18 protein-coding genes are annotated in these 18,108 nt (G+C 57.2%); 4 read left to right on the forward strand and 14 right to left on the reverse strand.

Annotated features, from left to right (window positions below; all coding sequences use genetic code 11):
• Nucleotides 1-17: 17 nt before the first annotated feature.
• The 8 genes from rng to PHQ58_RS02515 form a co-directional block, all read right to left on the reverse strand.
• Nucleotides 18-1,493 carry a ribonuclease G gene (rng, locus tag PHQ58_RS02480; protein WP_300106388.1) on the reverse strand — a complete coding sequence of 492 codons (1,476 nt, stop codon included), beginning with the start codon at nt 1,491-1,493 and terminating at the stop codon, nt 18-20.
• A gap of 69 nt (nt 1,494-1,562) precedes the next feature.
• Nucleotides 1,563-2,165, reverse strand: coding sequence for a nucleoside triphosphate pyrophosphatase (locus tag PHQ58_RS02485; RefSeq protein WP_300106390.1), 603 nt, complete (start codon nt 2,163-2,165; stop codon nt 1,563-1,565).
• Between the two features lie 19 nt (nt 2,166-2,184).
• On the reverse strand, nt 2,185-2,652 hold the full coding sequence (gene rlmH / locus PHQ58_RS02490; protein WP_300106393.1) for a 23S rRNA (pseudouridine(1915)-N(3))-methyltransferase RlmH: 468 nt from the start codon (nt 2,650-2,652) through the stop codon (nt 2,185-2,187).
• Nucleotides 2,653-2,654: 2 nt separating this feature from the next.
• Nucleotides 2,655-3,467: a ribosome silencing factor gene (gene rsfS, locus PHQ58_RS02495; RefSeq protein ID WP_300106395.1), complete on the reverse strand. Its 813-nt coding sequence runs from the start codon at nt 3,465-3,467 to the stop codon at nt 2,655-2,657.
• A complete protein-coding gene (gene nadD / locus PHQ58_RS02500) occupies nt 3,467-4,081 on the reverse strand; it encodes a nicotinate-nucleotide adenylyltransferase (protein WP_300106397.1) in 615 nt (204 codons plus the stop codon). The genes rsfS and nadD overlap by 1 nt, the downstream gene beginning before the upstream one ends.
• Entirely contained in the window at nt 4,066-5,004 is a 939-nt protein-coding gene (gene hemF, locus PHQ58_RS02505) for an oxygen-dependent coproporphyrinogen oxidase (protein WP_300106400.1), read from the reverse strand. Before hemF ends, nadD begins: the two co-directional genes overlap by 16 nt.
• The gene (gene purD, locus PHQ58_RS02510; protein ID WP_300106403.1) at nt 5,001-6,302 is read right to left on the reverse strand and encodes a phosphoribosylamine--glycine ligase; all 1,302 of its coding nucleotides are present in this window, start codon (nt 6,300-6,302) and stop codon (nt 5,001-5,003) included. Before purD ends, hemF begins: the two co-directional genes overlap by 4 nt.
• On the reverse strand, nt 6,299-7,033 hold the full coding sequence (locus PHQ58_RS02515; RefSeq protein WP_300106406.1) for a YebC/PmpR family DNA-binding transcriptional regulator: 735 nt from the start codon (nt 7,031-7,033) through the stop codon (nt 6,299-6,301). Before PHQ58_RS02515 ends, purD begins: the two co-directional genes overlap by 4 nt.
• A 58-nt stretch (nt 7,034-7,091) precedes the next feature.
• Here PHQ58_RS02515 and PHQ58_RS02520 point away from each other — a divergent pair, with 58 nt between their 5' ends.
• A complete protein-coding gene (locus PHQ58_RS02520) occupies nt 7,092-8,612 on the forward strand; it encodes a helicase HerA-like domain-containing protein (RefSeq protein WP_300106408.1) in 1,521 nt (506 codons plus the stop codon).
• Nucleotides 8,613-8,726: 114 nt separating this feature from the next.
• On the forward strand, nt 8,727-9,371 hold the full coding sequence (gene upp, locus PHQ58_RS02525) for a uracil phosphoribosyltransferase (RefSeq protein ID WP_300106411.1): 645 nt from the start codon (nt 8,727-8,729) through the stop codon (nt 9,369-9,371).
• 144 nt (nt 9,372-9,515) lie between these two features.
• Here the strand turns inward: upp and PHQ58_RS02530 are convergent, their stop codons facing one another.
• The 5 genes from PHQ58_RS02530 to PHQ58_RS02550 form a co-directional block, all read right to left on the reverse strand.
• On the reverse strand, nt 9,516-10,865 hold the full coding sequence (locus PHQ58_RS02530) for a sigma-54 dependent transcriptional regulator (RefSeq protein ID WP_300106414.1): 1,350 nt from the start codon (nt 10,863-10,865) through the stop codon (nt 9,516-9,518).
• 170 nt (nt 10,866-11,035) lie between these two features.
• Nucleotides 11,036-11,563: a hypothetical protein gene (locus PHQ58_RS02535; protein WP_300106417.1), complete on the reverse strand. Its 528-nt coding sequence runs from the start codon at nt 11,561-11,563 to the stop codon at nt 11,036-11,038.
• Between the two features lie 11 nt (nt 11,564-11,574).
• Nucleotides 11,575-12,237, reverse strand: a complete 663-nt coding sequence (locus tag PHQ58_RS02540) for a C39 family peptidase (RefSeq protein WP_300106704.1) — start codon at nt 12,235-12,237, stop codon at nt 11,575-11,577.
• 24 nt (nt 12,238-12,261) lie between these two features.
• Nucleotides 12,262-12,633, reverse strand: coding sequence for a hypothetical protein (locus PHQ58_RS02545; protein WP_300106419.1), 372 nt, complete (start codon nt 12,631-12,633; stop codon nt 12,262-12,264).
• Nucleotides 12,634-12,744: 111 nt separating this feature from the next.
• Nucleotides 12,745-14,820: a hypothetical protein gene (locus PHQ58_RS02550; protein WP_300106422.1), complete on the reverse strand. Its 2,076-nt coding sequence runs from the start codon at nt 14,818-14,820 to the stop codon at nt 12,745-12,747.
• A 536-nt stretch (nt 14,821-15,356) separates the two neighbouring features.
• Between PHQ58_RS02550 and PHQ58_RS02555 the strand changes: the two genes are divergently transcribed.
• Both PHQ58_RS02555 and PHQ58_RS02560 read left to right on the forward strand, forming a co-directional pair.
• Nucleotides 15,357-16,706 (forward strand): acetate kinase, encoded by a 1,350-nt coding sequence (locus tag PHQ58_RS02555; protein ID WP_300106424.1) that lies wholly within the window; start codon nt 15,357-15,359, stop codon nt 16,704-16,706.
• Nucleotides 16,707-16,738: 32 nt separating this feature from the next.
• Nucleotides 16,739-17,446: an alpha/beta hydrolase gene (locus tag PHQ58_RS02560; protein ID WP_300106427.1), complete on the forward strand. Its 708-nt coding sequence runs from the start codon at nt 16,739-16,741 to the stop codon at nt 17,444-17,446.
• A 26-nt stretch (nt 17,447-17,472) separates the two neighbouring features.
• Here PHQ58_RS02560 and PHQ58_RS02565 read toward each other — a convergent pair whose 3' ends face one another.
• Nucleotides 17,473-18,105 carry a phosphoribosyltransferase gene (locus tag PHQ58_RS02565; RefSeq protein ID WP_300106429.1) on the reverse strand — a complete coding sequence of 211 codons (633 nt, stop codon included), beginning with the start codon at nt 18,103-18,105 and terminating at the stop codon, nt 17,473-17,475.
• Nucleotides 18,106-18,108 lie beyond the last annotated feature (3 nt).

An 18,108-nucleotide genomic window follows, 5' to 3' on the forward strand; every position in this document is an offset into this window, starting at 1 on the left:
ATCGTTACCAACTCTGGCTACAGCAGCACAATATCGTACTGTTCCTGCCCCATGGCGCTCTCGCTTTGCAAGGACACCGGCTTGCCAATGAACTCGCTCAAGCCCGCCAGATGCTGGCTTTCTTCGTCCAGAAGCAGCTCAATGACTTTGGGCGACGCCACCACGCGAAACTCTTTGGGGTTGAATTGGCGCGCTTCCCGCAGAATCTCACGAAAAACGTCGTAAGCCACGCTGCGAGCGGTTTTGACAATCCCCTTGCCGCTACACACCGGGCACGGCTCGCACAGCATGTGTGCCAGCGACTCACGGGTGCGTTTGCGCGTCATCTCGACCAGGCCAAGCTGCGAAAACTCGCCACACATGGTTTTGACGTGGTCGCGGGCCAGTTGTTTGCGCAGTTCAGTCAGTACAGCAGCCCGGTGCTCTTGCGGCACCATGTCGATAAAGTCGACGATGATGATGCCACCCAGATTGCGCAGACGCAGCTGCCGCGCAATGGCTTGTGCAGCCTCCAGATTGGTCTTGAAAATGGTGTCATCAAAATTGCGAGCGCCGACATAGCCCCCGGTGTTTACATCCACGGTGGTGAGCGCCTCGGTCTGGTCCACGATCAGGTAGCCACCGGATTTGAGTTCTACGCGCCGTCCGAGCGCCTTGGCGATTTCTTCGTCAATGGCATATAGGTCAAAAATGGGCCGCTCACCTTTGTAGTGCTGCAGTTTTTGACCGGTGGCAGGCATGAACTCCTGACAAAACGCCGTCATCACGGCAAACTGCTCCAGGGAATCAACCTTGATGAACTGGGTGTGATCACTGGACAAGTCACGTAACACCCGCTGCAGCAGGCTTAAATCCTGATGCAACAACGACTTGGGTGGCAAACGTGTGGCGCCTTCGCGAATGCGCTTCCAGGCTTTGCGCAGGTAAGCCACGTCATCGGCAAGTTCTTGCTCTGTGGCATCCTCACCGTTGGTGCGCAAAATAAAGCCACCACCCTCGTCCCCCACCAAGGTTTGCAGGTGCTGGCGCAAGGCATCGCGCTGGGCTTGGGGGATTTTTTGCGACACCCCAATGTGGTCGTCCTGCGGCAAAAACACCAGCATGCGCCCGGCGATGCTGATCTGCGTGGACAGCCGGGCTCCCTTGGTGCCAATCGGGTCCTTGATCACCTGCACCATCAGGCTCTGGCCTTCAAACACCTGCTTTTCAATCGGGATCTGCGCTGCTGAACTGCGCGCCATCGAGACGGTTTCGCCCTCTGCAGGGGGATGCCATACATCGGCCACATGCAAAAACGCAGCCCGCTCCAGGCCAATATCGATGAAGGCGGATTGCATGCCCGGCAAGACGCGCGCCACCTTGCCCAGATACACATTGCTCATCAGCCCGCGCTCTAACGAGCGCTCCACATGCAGCTCTTGCAGCACACCGTTTTCCACCACCGCCACACGGGTTTCTTGAGGTGACCAGTTGATCAGAATGTCTTCTTGCATGAATTTACTTTTTATATAAGAAAAGTGCCTCTAGACTTTATAAATAAAGCGCAAGAAGCTATATTTATGCTAGCAACTAAAACCTGCCAAACGCAGCAACTGCGCCGTCTCAAACAGCGGCAACCCCATGATGCCGGTGTAGCTCCCACTCAATCGCGAGATGTGTGCTGCCGCCCTGCCCTGCACGCCATACGCACCTGCCTTGCCCATGGGTTCACCCGTGTCCACATAAGTAGCAATTTGTGCAGCAGTCATCGGCGCAAATGTCACGCGCGATGTCGACACCGCTTGCCAACGGTGATCTGGTGTACCCACAGCCACCGCCGTCATGACTCGGTGCGTCTTGCCAGCCAGGGTTGTCAATATCCGCGTGGCGTCGGCCGCGTCAAGCGGTTTGCCCAAAATGACCCGCCCCAGTGCCACCGTGGTGTCTGAACACAACACTGGCGCAGCGGGCAGGCCCAAGCGGTCCAGACGTGTCAGCGCCGCATCCAGTTTGAGCTTTGTGACGCGTTCCACATAAGTCAGTGGTGCTTCGTGCGGCAACACAACCTCAAGCGCTTCCGCATCTTCATGCGGTTCTGGCAGAAGCAATTCATAGGCCACACCAAGTTGCTCCAGCAATTGGCGGCGCCGGGGGCTTTGAGAAGCCAGATAAATAAATTTCTTCATAGCTGACGGCTCAATGCGATCACTCGCGGTGGTACGGGTGGTTGGCGTTAATTGACCAGGCTCGGTACAACTGCTCCACAAGCAGCACACGCACCATGGCATGCGGCAGCGTCAGGTCAGACAAGCGAATGCGCTCATGGGCGGCCTGCCTGAAGGCGGGGTCAAGCCCGTCTGGACCACCAATCACCAGCGCCACATCGTCACCACTGAGTTGCCAGTCTTTGAGTTTGCCAGCCAAGGCCATGGTGGTCAGCGTGGTGCCGCGTTCATCCAACGCAACAATTCTGAAACCTTTGGGAATGGCCGCTTCGATTCGGGTGCGTTCGGCCGCGTACAAAGTCTCAAGTGACTTGGACGCACGCGGCTCGGTTTTGACAGCCTTGAGTTCGACCTTTAACTCAAAGGGAAAGCGCTTTGCATAGTCGTCCCAAGCCGTTTGTGCCCAGTCAGGCACGCGCTGACCCACGGCAACAATCAGCAAGCGCACGGTCAGGCTTTACGTACAGGCGCTTTTCTGGCCACGGCCGGTTTGCTAACGGCTTTCTTGGCTGCGGCTTTTTTCGCTGCAGGTTTGCCAGGCGCATTTACCACCAGCGTCCTGATACGAGGCTTGGCCACAGGTGCAGCACCAGCAGCAGGGGCTGCACTGCGAGGCTTGGCAACCGACTTGGCTGCGGCTTTTTTGACCGCTGCTGCTTCGGCCTGAACTGCCTTTTGCATTTGGGCGCGTGAAGGAAAAGCTTCTTCCACGCCTTTTTTGGAAGCGCTGGAGCGGCGCAAGCTGGCTGCATCTTTGGCCACAGGAACGGGCTTGACCACCTTGGCTTCAGCTGACGCCACCGGTTTGGCCGCACCCAGCTTCAGACGCACCGGCTTTTCGCCCCACAGCTCTTCCAGGTTGTAATAGGTTCTGATGTTGGGCTGCATCACGTGAACCACGGCTTGGCCACAGTCCACAATGATCCATTCACCATTGGCTTCACCTTCCATGCGCGGCTTTTGAAAACCGGCCTCGCGCACTGCGTCCATCACGCTGGCAGCCAGCGCCTTGGTTTGACGGTTGGATGTGCCCGAGGCCACGATGACGCGCTCAAACAGCGATGACAAGTGCTCGGTGTCAAACACCACAATGTCTTGCGCCTTGACGTCTTCGAGCCCGTCCACAATGGCGCGCTGGAGTTTTTGCACGTCTTTTTTGGCCACAGTGGTGGATTCTGGCTTGGCGGCAGGTTTGACCGTGGTCTTGATCGCGGGCTTGGCGGCAGTTTTCGCGCTGGTTTTGGCTGGTGTTTTGGTAGTCATCAAATGGATTGGTAAAGGTGGTGGTCGGCAATATAACGTGCAACGCCATCTTGCACCAGCGTATCAACGGGTTGCCGTGCTGAAATTGTGGCGCGAATCTGGGTGGCGCTGATCGTCAAGGCGGGCATTTTCAGGTGGAAAAACCGCGCTGGAAATAATTTTTCTGCATCAAGCAAGGTGCTGGCCCTTGTTGAATCTGTGCGATCAGCTACACAAATTATAGCTAATTGCAAAATCTCCTGCCACGCCCGCCAAGTGGTGAGCGCCGCCGCCTGATCAGCACCCATGATCAGAAAAAATTCGGCCTGTGGCTCAAGCTGGGCCAGGCCGCGCAAGGTGTCAATGGTGTAGCTCGGGCCACCACGCTTGATTTCCTGCGCATCGACCACCACCTTGGGCAAGCTTGAGAACGCCAACTGTGCCATCTCAAGTCGGTGCTCGGGCGCTGTCAGGGTGCGCGTTTTGTGCCAGGCCTGCCCGGTGGGGATCACACGGAGTTCATCCAGAGCCAGTTCTTCCATGGCAGACTGCAGCAGAGCCTGATGCGCCAAGTGCGGCGGATCAAAGGCACCACCAAACACACCAACACGCCGCGGTGTCACTGCCTCTGGCATGACACCCAGTCCTTGCGTACCAGGAATTTGCGGTAAAGCTCGGCCTCGGGCGTACCTGCTTGCGGCACCTGTTGGTAAGCCCAACTCACCAGCGGCGGCATCGACAACAAAATAGATTCGCTGCGCCCACCCGACTGCAATCCAAAGTGCGTGCCTCGGTCCCACACCAGGTTGAACTCAACATAACGGCCACGCCGATACAGCTGAAACGCCCGTTCGCGCTCCCCATAGGGCGCGTCTTTGCGGCGCAACACAATAGGTAAATAGGCCGTCAAAAAGGCGTCGCCCACGGCCTGCATCATGGCTTGACTTTGGTCGGCGCCCAACTCTGAGAAGTCGTCAAAAAACACGCCGCCGATGCCGCGCTGCTCATCTCGGTGCTTGAGGTAAAAATACTCGTCACACCAGGTTTTGAAGCGCGGGTATTTGTCGTCGCCAAACGGCTGCAAGGCCGCCTTGCAGGTTTGATGAAAATGCACGGCATCTTCATCAAAACCGTAATATGGGGTCAAGTCCATGCCACCGCCAAACCAGCAGACTTCACGCCCATCGACTGCCTTGGCCGAAATCATGCGAACGTTCATGTGCACAGTGGGCACATACGGGTTGCGCGGGTGAAACACCAGCGACACGCCCATGGCCTCAAACGGCGCACCCGCAAGCTCCGGGCGGTGTTGCGTGGCCGAAGGCGGCAACTTGGGGCCAGTGACATGCGAAAAGCCGCAACCGGCCCGCTCAAATACTGAGCCACCTTCCAGAATTTGCGTGATGCCGCGGCCTTGCAACATCTCGCCGGGTGGTTTTTCCCAGGCATCGGTCAGAAACGTTGCGCCATCCAGCTCGGCAATGGCGCCGGTGATGCGCGCCTGTAAACCACGCAAATAGTCACCCACCCGCGGCCCTTGCGAGTTGCTGGCCGTCATGCGCTGGCAACCTTCACGGCACGGTGACCAATGTCAGTGCGGTACTGCATGCCATCAAAGGTGATGCCTGCCGCGATTTCATAGGCACGCTGTTGCGCCAGACGCACGTTGTCGGCCAGCACGGTGACGCACAGCACTCGCCCGCCTGAGGTGAGCAACTGGCCATCTTTGAGTGCAGTGCCAGCATGGAATACGCAAGCGTCTTCAGCTTCCTTGGGGATGCCGGTGATCACATCGCCTTTGCGAGGGGTCAAGGGGTAGTCGTGTGCCGCCAGCACCACGCCAAGCGCGGTGCGGCGGTCCCACTGAAGCTCAATCTGGTCAAGCTTGCCGTGAGGCCCGGGTTCAGTGGCAGCCAGCATCACATCGACCAAATCGGTCTTCAGGCGCATCATGATCGGCTGGGTTTCGGGGTCGCCCATGCGGCAGTTGAATTCGAGCGTCTTGGGCTTGCCCTGCGCATCAATCATCAGGCCGGCGTACAGAAAGCCGGTGAACACAATGCCGTCTTTTTCCATGCCGCGCACAGTGGGCAAAATGATGTCGCGCATGGCGCGGGCATGCACGTCGGGCGTGACGACGGGTGCCGGTGAATAGGCACCCATGCCACCCGTGTTCGGCCCCAAATCGCCATTGAGCAAGCGTTTGTGGTCTTGGCTGGTAGCCAACGGCAGCACGTTTTTACCGTCGACCATGACGATGAAACTGGCTTCTTCGCCCACCAAAAATTCTTCGATGACCACTCTTGCGCCACCTTCGTTGTGGCTCACGCCCAGCGTGTTGTCGACCAGCATGAAGTCGACGGCCTCGTGAGCCTCGGCTACGGTCAAGGCCACCACCACGCCTTTGCCAGCCGCCAGACCATCGGCCTTCACCACAATCGGCGCGCCCTTTTGGTCAATGTAAGCATGGGCCAAAACGGGGTCACTGAAGGTTTCGTATTCCGCAGTAGGAATGCCATGACGCTTCATGAAGGCCTTGGAAAACGCCTTGGAGCTTTCCAGCTGCGCCGCAGCCTTGGTTGGGCCAAACACCCGCAGCCCCTGTTTGCGGAATTCGTCCACCACGCCGGCTGCCAGCGGCACCTCAGGCCCAACCACCGTGAGCGCTATCTTTTCAGAAGCTGCCCATGCGGTCAGTTCGGCCACATCGGTGATATTGATGTTTTCAAAATGGCTGTCGGTGGCGGTGCCACCATTTCCAGGCGCCACAAAAATCTTGTGCGTTTTGGGAGACTGCGCCAGCTTCCAGGCCAGGGCGTGTTCACGGCCACCGCCGCCAATGACAAGAATTTTCATAGCGCGTCGGTATCGAGTTCTGCGTTGTGATAGATGGCTTGCACGTCGTCCAGATCTTCCAAGGCATCAAGCAGCTTTTGCATGCGGGTGGCGTCATCGCCAGCCATCTCAATTGGGTTTTCTGGGCGCATGGTGACTTCTGCCGCATCGGGTGTCAGGCCCGCCGCTTCCAACGCGTTTTTAACAGCTTCAAACTCTGTCACCGGGGTAATCACCTCCACCGCGCCGTCGTCGTCTGTGATGACATCGTCTGCGCCCGCCTCCAGCGCGATTTCCATCACCTTGTCTTCACTCACACCAGGTGCAAAAATGATCTGGCCGCAATGCTTGAACTGAAATGCCACCGAACCTTCGGTGCCCATGTTGCCGCCAAATTTGGAAAACGCGTGGCGAACTTCAGCCACCGTGCGCACCTTGTTGTCGGTCATCGTGTCGACAATGATGGCCGCGCCACCAATGCCATAACCTTCGTAACGAATTTCCTCGTAGCTGATGCCGTCAAGCGAGCCCGTGGCCTTGTCGATGTTGTACTTGATACGGTCTGCCGGCATATTGGCCGCCTTGGCCCGGTCAATGGCCAAACGCAGGCGCGGGTTGATGGACAGATCACCGCCACCGGCACGCGCCGCGACCGTGATTTCACGGATGATGCGGGTCCAGATCTTGCCGCGCTTTTCGTCCTGACGGCCTTTGCGGTGCTGAATATTGGCCCATTTACTGTGTCCTGCCACGTGAAATCCTTCAAAAGTTCGTTACGCTACTGCCTCGATTGTACTTTTTGAGGTTGACATGATTGAGCCCATCCTGATTGCCCAGCACGGCCAGACCCAATGCCTGCTGCACCCTGACAAGGCCAACCGTCACGGCCTGATCACAGGCGCCACCGGCACGGGCAAAACCATCACGCTGCAAACCATGGCCGAAGGTTTCTCAAAGTTGGGCGTACCGGTGTTCATGGCCGACATCAAGGGCGACCTGACCGGTATCTCACAAACGGGCTCCGCCACCCCTAAACTGGCCAAAATCATTGCTGAACGTGGCCTACCCACACCTGAATTCGGCGCCTTTCCCACCACGCTGTGGGATGTGTTTGGCGAGCAAGGCCACCCGGTGCGCGCCACTGTGAGCGATTTGGGGCCACTGCTGCTCGCACGCATGTTGAATTTGAACGAAACCCAGGCAGGTGTGATGCAACTGGTGTTCAAGATTGCCGACGACTCAGGGCTGCTGCTGCTCGACATGAAAGACCTGCGCGCCATGTGCCAGCATGTGGGCGACAACGCCAGTGATTTCACCACCGAGTACGGCAATGTGAGCGCCGCCAGCATTGGTGCCATTCAGCGCGGGCTGATGCAAATCGAGGCGCAAGGTGGCGACAAATTCTTTGGCGAGCCGATGCTCAACATCGACGATTTCATGCAGACCGACGGTTCCGGGCGCGGCATGGTCAACATCCTAGCTGCCGACAAGTTGATGAACTCACCGCGCCTATACAGCACGTTTTTACTCTGGATGCTGAGTGAACTGTTTGAGAACCTGCCCGAAGTGGGCGACCTCGACAAGCCCAAACTGGTGTTCTTTTTTGACGAGGCCCACTTGCTGTTCAATGACGCGCCCAAGGTACTGGTCGAGCGCATTGAACTGGTGGTGCGCCTGGTGCGCTCCAAAGGCGTTGGCGTGTATTTTGTGACGCAAAACCCGCTGGACATTCCCGACAGTGTGCTGGCCCAGTTGGGCAACCGGGTGCAGCACGCGCTGCGGGCGTTTACCCCACGTGATCAAAAAGCGGTGAAGTCGGCTGCCGACACCATGCGCCCAAACCCCGGGCTTGACGTGGGCGCGGCCATTACCGAACTGGCCGTGGGTGAAGCGCTGGTGAGCTTTCTGGACGAAAAAGGCAGGCCCTGCCCCACTGAGCGCGTTTACGTGCTGCCGCCTGCGAGCCAGATTGGGCCAATCACGCCCGAGCAACGGCAAGTGTTGTTGTCTGAATCCATCGTGGCCCAGGTTTATGAAAAGACGCTTGACCGCGAATCGGCCTATGAAAAGCTCAAGGGCCATGTCGTCGCGCGCGCCGAACAAGCCGATAGCAAAACGGCTGGCGGCAACGGGGCAACAGCAACACAAGGTGGCAGCATGTTTGACAGCATCACTTCCGGTCTGGGCAGCCTGCTGGGCGGTGGTGGCGGGCGGCGCACCTCTGCGGGCGAGCAACTGTTCAAAAGCGCCGCCAGCTCCATTGGCCGCGAAGTAGGCCGCCAGATCATTCGCGGTGTGCTGGGCGGCATTTTTGGCGGCGCCAAGCGCTGAATCGGCATCGGTATTTTGTGTTCGACTTCCGTCGAACATTACCGATTGAAATTGGCCTGACATCGCCTACGCCCTTCAAAGGGAATCCTTTTTTACTTTATTGAGACCCATCCCATGACCTCACTCCAAGACCCGATGGTTCACGTCATCAATCACCCACTGGTTCAACACAAGCTCACCCTGATGCGCCGCAAAGATGGCAGCACCACCAGCTTTCGCACCCTGCTCAACGAACTGGCCATGCTGATGGCTTACGAAGTGACACGCGACATGCCCTTGCAGGACATCGAGATTGAAACCCCGCTGGAGAAAATGACCGCCAAGGTCATCGACGGCAAAAAACTGGCACTGGCGTCCATTCTGCGTGCTGGCAACGGGCTGCTGGACGGTTTTCTGGCCGTGGTGCCTGGCGCGCGCGTGGGCCACATTGGGCTGTACCGCGACCCAGCCACACTGCAGGCGGTGGAGTATTACTTCAAGATGCCCAAGGACATGGCGGAGCGTGACGTGGTGGTGGTTGACCCAATGCTGGCCACCGGTCACTCCGCCATTGCTGCCATCACGCGCATCAAGGCGTTAAGCCCCAAGTCAATCAAGTTTGTTTGCCTGCTGACTTGCCCTGAGGGCGTCAAAGCCCTGCGCGAGGCCCACCCTGATGTGGAAATTTTTACGGCAGCCATCGACCGCCAACTCAACAGCCACGGCTACATTTTGCCGGGCCTGGGTGATGCAGGTGATCGAATCTTCGGGACGCAGTGATATTTATAGAAAATCAGCCTGTAGGCCTTACAAATAAAGCGTAAAAAGCTATATAAATAATAGTAAATTGTGCAGACTGACGCCACGGGCACAAACACCAGTGAACCGCTGGTTCATTCAGCGCCAGCGGCAAGACAAACGGTTTCAGGGCGTGATGCCGTGCTTCTCCATCAGCCGGTACAGGGTCATGCGCGAAATCCCCAGGTCACGCGCCGCACGGCTCACGTTGCTGCCACTTTCTTGTAGGCAACTGTGAATGGCATCGCGCTCGGCGCGTATGCGCGCATCGACCAAGGCTTCTCCGTTTTGCAGTCCATTCTGGCCATTGACCTCTTTGGGCATCTCCAAACCAAGGTCTGCAGGCGTTATCAAATAGCCCTCAGCCATCACCATGGCGCGTCTGATGTGATTGATGAGTTGACGCACATTGCCCGGCCAATCACACGCTTTGATGGCCTGCATGGCCCGGTTGCTAAAGCCAGTGAGCCTTGAATGCTTGTCACATGAAAACAACTTGAAAAAGTGCTGCGCCAACAGTTCCAGGTCCTCTTTTCGTTCCCGCAGGGCTGGCACCGTGAGCGGAAGCACGTTCAGCCGATACAGCAGGTCTTCGCGGAAGATGCCTGATTTCACAGCGTCTTCAAGGTGCATGTGTGAGGCGGCAATCACCCGAACGTCCACCTTGATGGTCTGCGAGGACCCAACCCGGTTGATGGTTGCCTCTTGCAGAAAACGCAGCAGGTTCACCTGCATTTCATGCGGCAGGTCGCCAATTTCATCAAGAAACAAGGTGCCGCCATTGGCCGTCTCAATCAGCCCTTTTTTCTCTCTGACGGCACCAGAGAAGGCACCGCGCTCGTAGCCAAACAGCTCGGACTGAATCAGCCCACTGGGAATGGCGCCGCAATTCACCGCCACAAAAGGGCCACTGGTCCGACGCGAGTGGTTATGAACCGCATGCGCAGCCAACTCCTTGCCGCTACCACTTTCACCCCAAATAAGCACCGGCGCGTCGGTCAGTGCAATCTTGCCAATTTGGCGGCGCAAATTCTTTATCATGGCGCTTTGGCCCACCAGCCCCATATCACGCTCACCCGATATGTCCATCGCGGGTAAGGTGCTCAACTCTGCGTAGCCATAGGCGTGGCCCAGCGTGTGGCTCAGGCGAGCGGTGTCAATGGGCCAGGTATGAAAATCGAACAGGTGCTGAACAATCAAGCTTCTGTAAGCGGGCAATTTAATGGTGGAGGCATCAAACACCCCCACCCATTGGGTCGACTGATGCGCATCAAGCAACGCATCAATCTCTGCCACATCAGCATGGCCTTTGTCATTTAACAAAAGTAGTCCAACCTGATTGGCCCGCTGGCCAAGCTCCTTGCGAGCCGCATTCAGGTCGTTGATCACATGCAAATCCCACGATGACGACAAATTTGAAGGCGCGGCCAGCAACGAGGGGTCACCCAGGTTGATGACCAGCAAGGTTCTAGACATCTTTTATCCCTTTGCATTGTTTTACGGCCTGTCCGCATGGGCACAAATGCACCTATTGCGGATCGCACATTCACAACTGAATGCCTGCCAAGCTTAAGCAGCAGCACTCAATAAGGGCTTGATATTTCTCATGGGTACCGCCAGTCACGGCGGCTGCAGGAGGCCTGCGGCTAGCGGCTACCGAGCGCGCCCGTCAGCGCGTCGTTCAATACCGTTTGGATGTTGATCGCCTTGAGCATGCCCAAGCTGTTCACACCAGTGTTGATGATGGTCAGCGACTGAATTTGCTGGTCGTTCAGGCTGTTTTGGATCAGTGTGCCAGTCAAACCGCCAGACAAGGCGCCAGCATCAACAAAATTTTGGGGCCCGATTTGTATCAGGCCCGATTCGGCAATGGCTGCACTGGCCACTCGGGCCTGATCAGCCGTAATCTGGCCAATGTCAGGCAAGTTAAAACTGGTTTGATGCACCATTTCACCATTCACCAAGACGTTGCGAACCAGTCCAAAAGACACAGCCAAACCAGCGCCCACATCAAAACCGCCACGCTGGGCGTCAAGCTGCTTTTCGCTCACCGCAGTCCATTCGTCAGGCAGAAAGGCCTTTTTTTCTCCAGCACCCAAGCCATTGCAAAAGCCTACAACACCTGCCAGCAGCAACAGGCCTGCGCGGATCAGCTTGACTGGACGATTGTTCATTTTGTTCAGCCTTAAAAGTCGCCTGGACCAAATTTTCCGATGGTGATGCGGCCAAGCCCATCCATACTGGCAGCCGCCGCCAAAGGCGCCCTGGGCGCTACCAACCAGTCTTCTGCCGCATTAAATTTGGCCTCCTTTTGCTTGTTGTGAATCACAAACAGCAGCTTGTTGACCCAAATGGACTGAAACCCTACACGCGAAATAGCCCGCGTGCCGCTTGAGGGGTCACCAATCAAAATGCGTCCGTCTTGCAGGCCCTTGATCACCACAAAATGGTGGTAGCCCTTGTCTGAAATCAGCACGATGGCGGGCAGGCCTGATTCAAGCAATTTGTCCAGCGGCAGCTCAAAGCCATCGGCCTGAAATTGGTGTGCCGCCAAATAGGCTTTCATGTCAAGCATTGAAAAGCCTTCGCGGCGAATTTTGGCCTGGTCGCCTCGGGCAAACATCTCATCAAACACCGACTGTTCTGTCACTGGGTAGTTGTAGTGGTAGGTGAGCAAAGTGGCCACGGCAGCCGAGCCACAGCTGAAATCCTGTTCTTGCCTCTTGGTCGACTTGAACCTGGCTTCCTTCAAACTTGTGACATGGACCGCGTAACGCCCCCCGATGCCAGCCAAATCCAGCACATCGGCATGAGCCGGTGCGATCACAGCTGCCAGCGCAGCAACCATCCAGGCAAGGTGCGCACGCATGATTTATTTCATCTGCACGTTGATGATGGTGGCGTTCTGGATCAGCACGTTTGAGCCAGAGTTTTGCACCACCATCGGTACACCGCTTGAGTTGGCGAATGAACCGTTGGCAATGTAATTGCTGCCACCGAGCACATCCACCGTTGAGTTGTTGGCAACCGTGCCACTCAACAACATGTCATTTTTAACCACATCAAACCCACCGCGGTAGCCTTCCAATTGGGCAGCCGCCAATGGTGTGCCGAAACTTGATTCCGAAACTTCAGTGGCTGCGACGGGCGCATCACTTGAATTAACGTCCGCAGCCAGGCACCAGCCTGCCGAACACAAGGCCAAGGCCAATGTGGCTTTTACTCCAAAAACAATGGATTGCATCTTGTCCTCCAATTTGTTGTTTGACTGCCACTCACAGGCAATTCACCTCAACAACGAAAAAGCCGGTCGGTGGGTGTCGCGGTTGCTTACCCCACCGACCGGCTCAGACGCTTACTTGCCTACAGCCAGGTTGGCCTGCACATTGACGCTTTGTTGCACCAAGGCAGCCAGGCCGCTGTTTTGCGCCATCACCATGATGCCCGCTGCTGACTGACCGATGCTGGTCATGGCGTTGGACATATCAAAGGCACCTGTGGTCACACTCAGCTGGCCACCTGCGCCGCCTACACCACCAGTTGCACCATAGCCTACGCCACCTGTGCCACCGTTGCCAACGCCACCTGCAGCACCCACTGCACCGACTGCACCGTCACCACCTTGCGAAGTGCCACTGGTGGCACTTCCGTTAGAAGCCGTGCTCGATGAGCCGCCGTTGGTTGCGCTGCCATTGGTTGCTGTCCCACCTGCACCACCTGCACCACCGGTGTTGCTGGCTGTGCCGCCAGCGCCGGCAGTGGCTGTACCACCGGCACCTGTCGCTGTGGCTGTGCTGGTGGCTGCGCCACCTGTGCTGCTGGCTGTGCCGGCGGTACCTGCGCCACCCGTTGAAGTGGCTGCACCGGTGGCGTTACCACTCGTCGCGGTCGATGCCCCTGTGGTACCGGCACCGCCAGTGGATGTGGCCTGTCCGGTTGCTGTGCCGCCGTTGGATGTTGATGACCCGGTGGCTGCCCCTGCGGTAGAAGTCGACGTACCTGTACCAGCGCCAGCTGTCGAGGTTGCGGTACCTGCGGCAGCACCACCCGTGTTGGTACCTGTCTGTGTGTTAGCACCAGTGGCCGATGTACCGCCCGCTGCGCCGGTTGCTGCACCAGACTGAGTAGTAGTTGGTCCATTGGTCGCATAGCCACCGGCGCCGCCAGGAGCCGCAGGATCAGACGCGCCTGCGCCACCTGCCCCGCCTGCTGCACTATTGGTTGAAGTGGCACCACCAGCCATCGTTTTGCTGTTGGCGTCAGCACCGCCGGTGCCGCCCATCTGCTTGGAGGCTGCCAAGCCACCAACGGAGGCATCTGCAGCTATAGACGAGCCACCTTTGGTCATGTCCACTGCAGATGACGAACCACCCTTGTTCATGTCCATCGCAGAAGACGAACCACCTTTGGTCATATCCATCGCGGCAGAGGAACCACCTTTGGCCACAGAGGTGTTATCAACAGAACCGGTCTTGGTCATGTCCATAGCATTGGATGAGCCACCCTTGGCATTGGCGCTCGACTCAGAACCCGATGCCTTTTGGCCCACGAGGTTCGTGGCGTCACCGCCGTAAGCTTTGGCGTCGCCACCGTTGGCACCTTTGGCACCCATGGCGGCTCCGCCATTGCCAGCATCGCCGACACGGGCGCTGCCATTTGTGGCGCTGCCATTTGTGGAGTCACCCGATGTGGCACTGCCATTGCTTGCACTGGATGTACCGCCTGCACCACCTGAGCCACCTGAGCCACCAGCACCGCCAGCACCACCAGTTCCACTGCCAGCAGCACCGCCTGTTCCAGCACCACCGCCACCGCCACTAGAACCATTGGCAGAACCACCATAGTTCTTGGCCACATTGCCAATGCCGTAAATGGTGTTGCCGCCCACCGTGCCGTTCAACTCTGTTTTATTGATGGCCTCGCTCTTGTTGAAGGCGTTGTTGAAGTTGGATGTGGCCACGCCACCATTGTTGGCCGCTGTGCCGTAGTCCTTGGCCTTGGCGTCGCCTGAGTTGTCGCTGTTGGTTTTGGTTCTCGTGTCAGTATGTGTATCAGTCTCAGTTTTGGTAGAGGTACTGTTGTCAGTGTCGTTTTTAGTGTACGTACGTGTGTCAGTCTCCGTTTTGCTGTGAGTGCTGTTGTCGGTGTCGTTTTTGGTGTATGTCCGGGTGTCAGTTTTGGTATTCGTACTGCTGTCAGCCCAAGTGCTGTTATCGGTCGCATTGGAGCCTTCGTTGGCTTGAATATTGCCCAAACCGGTCTGATCTGAAACAGCAGTCGCCGTCTGTTGCAGTGCGGGCCCTGAACTCTCTGCAGTAACTGCAGGCACTGCAAGAGTCACGTCACCTAAATTGTTGGTCGGATTCGCCAAAGCCTGGCCAGCGATACCGAAAGCCAGTGCGATGCCGGATGCCAATAATGTCTTGTTCATGGTTGTTCCTTTGAAAATCAGTTGAATGAAACTTGCTTGGCTCGGCGCCATCTTTACGCCAATCCGCTCATCAAACAGCAAAATCAATGCCAACCTGGTTTTTAAGAATGTAAGTCGTTGATTTATATAAAACAATTTACTTTTTCAACTGCACAAATCTCGACTTTTTAACGTGAAATTTCAAAAATTTGACGGTGCCGCAAGCATGTTGTAACGAGCCCGTTACACATTCCCTCACTAACCCGAAACAAGCAGTGTTCAACTCAATTAACACTGCTAAAAATCGCTCTTGATTTTTAATACCTTTGAGTGGCGGCAGGCCTTTTAAGTGCCTTTTTACAAGTGTCTCAGCCTTGTGACAACGGGTTTGTACTAACCCACCCGGTGCTCATGCAACCGGGCATGTGCTCTCAAATCCATATCAATAACGGCATTGATTATTCGCAATGCGCTGGTCTGGTGCCACTTGAACAATCTGAACGCTGATTGCATCTTCGTCACTTTTTTGACGGGCAGCTCACTCAAAGGACTTTGTCATGTCGAACAAAAAACCGCCATCGTTCACTGCCGTAGCCTGCGCTGTTGTGTTGTTGATTGGCAGCACGGTTCACGCCCAAACCTATTTAGGCAGCGAGCCAGATGTGCGCGCCAGACTCGACACCCTGACCCAAGAACTGGCAGATCAAGCCAGGCTGCTCGCCGACCTTGAATCATTTCGGCAACAGTATTTTGAGCAGCGCAAGCGGCTGATGTCGCTGGAGCAACAGGTGACACAACAGCAAGAGCTTCTGGATCACCTGCGCGGCGTTGCCAGCTGGGACGTGCTGGCCTCGCAACGTGGCGCGGGTACGGTGGGTGAGCCGCAACGTCTGGCGCAGGCGCAGCCGACCGAACCCGCGCCTGTGGGCAAATCGCCCTCAACTGAAGGCCGTCCGCCCGAGGTAGCGCCTTTGTTTGAACAACCGGGTGTGCTCACACCGCAGGGCAAGTATGTGCTGGAGCCATCGCTGCAGTATGGCTATTCGTCAAGCAACCGCGTGGCCCTGGTGGGTTACACCATCATTCCGGCGTTACTGATCGGACTGATTGACGTGCGCGAAGTCAAGCGCAACACGGTAACGACGGCGTTGTCGGCACGTTATGGCGTCAGCAGGCGGCTGGAGTTGGAGCTTCGGGCCCCCTACGTTTACCGCACAGACTCCACCGTGAGCCGTGAAATCTTCCAGGGCAGCTCAAGTGAAAGCATCTTCTCAGCCAACGGCATGCACATGGGTGACCTGGAGCTGGGCGCACGCTACCAATTAAATGACGGCGGCATAGACAAGCCTTTTTACGTGGGCAGCTTGCGGGTAAAAACACGCACCGGCACCGACCCGTTTGAAGTGGTCACTGATTGCAAACAGCGCTGCATTGGCAACACCACAGGCACCGGCTTGCCACTTGATTTGCCAAGCGGCTCAGGCTTTTATTCTCTGCAAGCGGGCCTGACCGTGCTCTACCCCTCAGACCCCGCGGTGTTTTTTGGCAGCGTGACTTACATGCACAACTTTGCCCGCGACAACGTCAGCCGCCTGGTGCTTGATGGCGAGCGTGAATTTTTGGGTACGGTCGCACCTGGCGACGTGCTTGGCTTTAACTTCGGGATGGGCGTCGCCTTGAACGAAAAGTCGTCGTTCAGCCTGGGTTATGACCACAGCTCAGTGGCGCGTACCCGCCTCAATGGTGAAGTGGTCGCAGGGTCGGTCAGAACCCAGCTGGCCACCTTGCTGCTGGGCTACTCATATAGGTTCAGCCCCAATACCAGCTTGAATGTGTCAGTGGGTGCCGGCTTGACGCGCGACACGCCCGATGTGTCGCTGACAGTGCGCTTGCCCATGACCTTCTGAAGCGGGTAATGACTGGGGCACCGGAGGTTTTCATGCAGTCAACTTACCAGACCGGCAGCGCCAGAGGCAAAAACCCGGTAGCGTGTTCGCCAACACCTGCGTTGCTCAGCCAATTGATTCAGATACCGGCAGGTCAGGCCGTCATTGAAGGTCTGCTTGCACTCCCCGTCGAACCTATCGGCCTCGTCTTGTTTGCGCACGGCAGTGGCAGCAGCCGCCACAGCCCGCGCAACAATTTTGTAGCAAACGTGTTGCATGAAAAAGGCATGGGCACGCTGTTAATGGACCTGCTCACACCGGTTGAAGACCAAAACTACGGGGTGCGTTTTGACATTGACCTGCTCACCCAGCGCCTGCTGTTGGCCACCAAATGGGCGCAAGACAATACGGCGACACATCACCTGCCGATTGGTTACTTTGGCGCCAGCACCGGTGCAGCTGCGGCATTGCGGGCGGCTGCCGCTCTGGGCGACAAGGCGAAGGCTGTGGTGTCGCGCGGCGGACGGCCTGACTTGGCGGGGCACCTTGGGCTGGTGTCTGTAAAAGCCCCTACCTTGCTGTTAGTTGGCGGCCATGACACCGATGTTCTGAAACTCAACCAGGCGGCCTATACCTTGCTTCCGTGCACCAAGAAGCTGAGCATCGTGCCCGGTGCCACGCATCTGTTTGAAGAAGCCGGCACACTGGAACAAATGTCGAGCCAGGCCGCCACCTGGTTCAGCCATTACTTGGCAGACTGAAGCCAAACAGACCACTGCGCGCCCACTCAGGTGCGTTGGCATTTACCCAGGATGTTGATCACCTCGCTGTCATCCACCTGATCAAAGTATTGGTAAAACTGCCCAACCGCCCTGAAGAATGGCGGCGCCTCAAGACACACCACATCGTCTGCCAGGCTTGCCACCTTGGCCAGCGTGTCGGGTGGGGCTACCGGCACGGCGCAAACCAGCTTGGCGGGCTTAGAAGCGCGCAAGCTGTGCAGTGCTGCGATCATGGTCGCGCCCGTAGCCAAACCATCGTCCACCACAATCACAGTACGCCCAGTCGGGTTGATGGCGGGGCGAATGGGTGTGTATTGGGCACGGCGCTGGCGAATCGTTTGCAGCTGCAACTGCTTCTCGGATGCAAGGTATTCCGGGCCTGCCCCATAGTCTGAAGCGTAATCGGCCAGATAGGTCCAGCCGCTTTCGTCAACCGAGCCCACAGCCAACTCGGGCTGCGCCGGGGCTCGCAGCTTGCGCACCAACACCACGTCCAGCTCACCCTCCAGCTTTTCGGCAATCACCTTGCCAATAGGCAGCGCACCCCGCGGAATCGCCAGCACCAGCGGGTGGGAGCCGCGGTAAGGCATGAGCCTTTCGGCCAGACGCTGGGCCGCGTCAATACGATCATGGAACATGGT

This window comes from Rhodoferax sp. (assembly GCF_028688795.1).
Lineage (GTDB): Bacteria > Pseudomonadota > Gammaproteobacteria > Burkholderiales > Burkholderiaceae_C > Rhodoferax.

What these genes read in the sequence shown, in the direction of transcription:
- rsfS (WP_300106395.1), bottom strand. Translation starts at nt 3,467, where the DNA reads ATGACTACCAAAACACCAGCCAAAACCAGCGCGAAAACTGCCGCCAAG.
- PHQ58_RS02540 (WP_300106704.1), bottom strand. Translation starts at nt 12,237, where the DNA reads ATGGTTGCTGCGCTGGCAGCTGTGATCGCACCGGCTCATGCCGATGTG.
- PHQ58_RS02560 (WP_300106427.1), top strand. Translation starts at nt 16,739, where the DNA reads ATGCAGTCAACTTACCAGACCGGCAGCGCCAGAGGCAAAAACCCGGTA.
- PHQ58_RS02485 (WP_300106390.1), bottom strand. Translation starts at nt 2,165, where the DNA reads ATGAAGAAATTTATTTATCTGGCTTCTCAAAGCCCCCGGCGCCGCCAA.
- rng (WP_300106388.1), bottom strand. Translation starts at nt 1,493, where the DNA reads ATGCAAGAAGACATTCTGATCAACTGGTCACCTCAAGAAACCCGTGTG.
- upp (WP_300106411.1), top strand. Translation starts at nt 8,727, where the DNA reads ATGACCTCACTCCAAGACCCGATGGTTCACGTCATCAATCACCCACTG.
- nadD (WP_300106397.1), bottom strand. Translation starts at nt 4,081, where the DNA reads ATGCCAGAGGCAGTGACACCGCGGCGTGTTGGTGTGTTTGGTGGTGCC.
- PHQ58_RS02535 (WP_300106417.1), bottom strand. Translation starts at nt 11,563, where the DNA reads ATGAACAATCGTCCAGTCAAGCTGATCCGCGCAGGCCTGTTGCTGCTG.
- PHQ58_RS02550 (WP_300106422.1), bottom strand. Translation starts at nt 14,820, where the DNA reads ATGAACAAGACATTATTGGCATCCGGCATCGCACTGGCTTTCGGTATC.
- hemF (WP_300106400.1), bottom strand. Translation starts at nt 5,004, where the DNA reads ATGACGGCCAGCAACTCGCAAGGGCCGCGGGTGGGTGACTATTTGCGT.
- PHQ58_RS02565 (WP_300106429.1), bottom strand. Translation starts at nt 18,105, where the DNA reads ATGTTCCATGATCGTATTGACGCGGCCCAGCGTCTGGCCGAAAGGCTC.
- PHQ58_RS02545 (WP_300106419.1), bottom strand. Translation starts at nt 12,633, where the DNA reads ATGCAATCCATTGTTTTTGGAGTAAAAGCCACATTGGCCTTGGCCTTG.
- PHQ58_RS02555 (WP_300106424.1), top strand. Translation starts at nt 15,357, where the DNA reads ATGTCGAACAAAAAACCGCCATCGTTCACTGCCGTAGCCTGCGCTGTT.
- PHQ58_RS02530 (WP_300106414.1), bottom strand. Translation starts at nt 10,865, where the DNA reads ATGTCTAGAACCTTGCTGGTCATCAACCTGGGTGACCCCTCGTTGCTG.
- PHQ58_RS02520 (WP_300106408.1), top strand. Translation starts at nt 7,092, where the DNA reads ATGATTGAGCCCATCCTGATTGCCCAGCACGGCCAGACCCAATGCCTG.
- purD (WP_300106403.1), bottom strand. Translation starts at nt 6,302, where the DNA reads ATGAAAATTCTTGTCATTGGCGGCGGTGGCCGTGAACACGCCCTGGCC.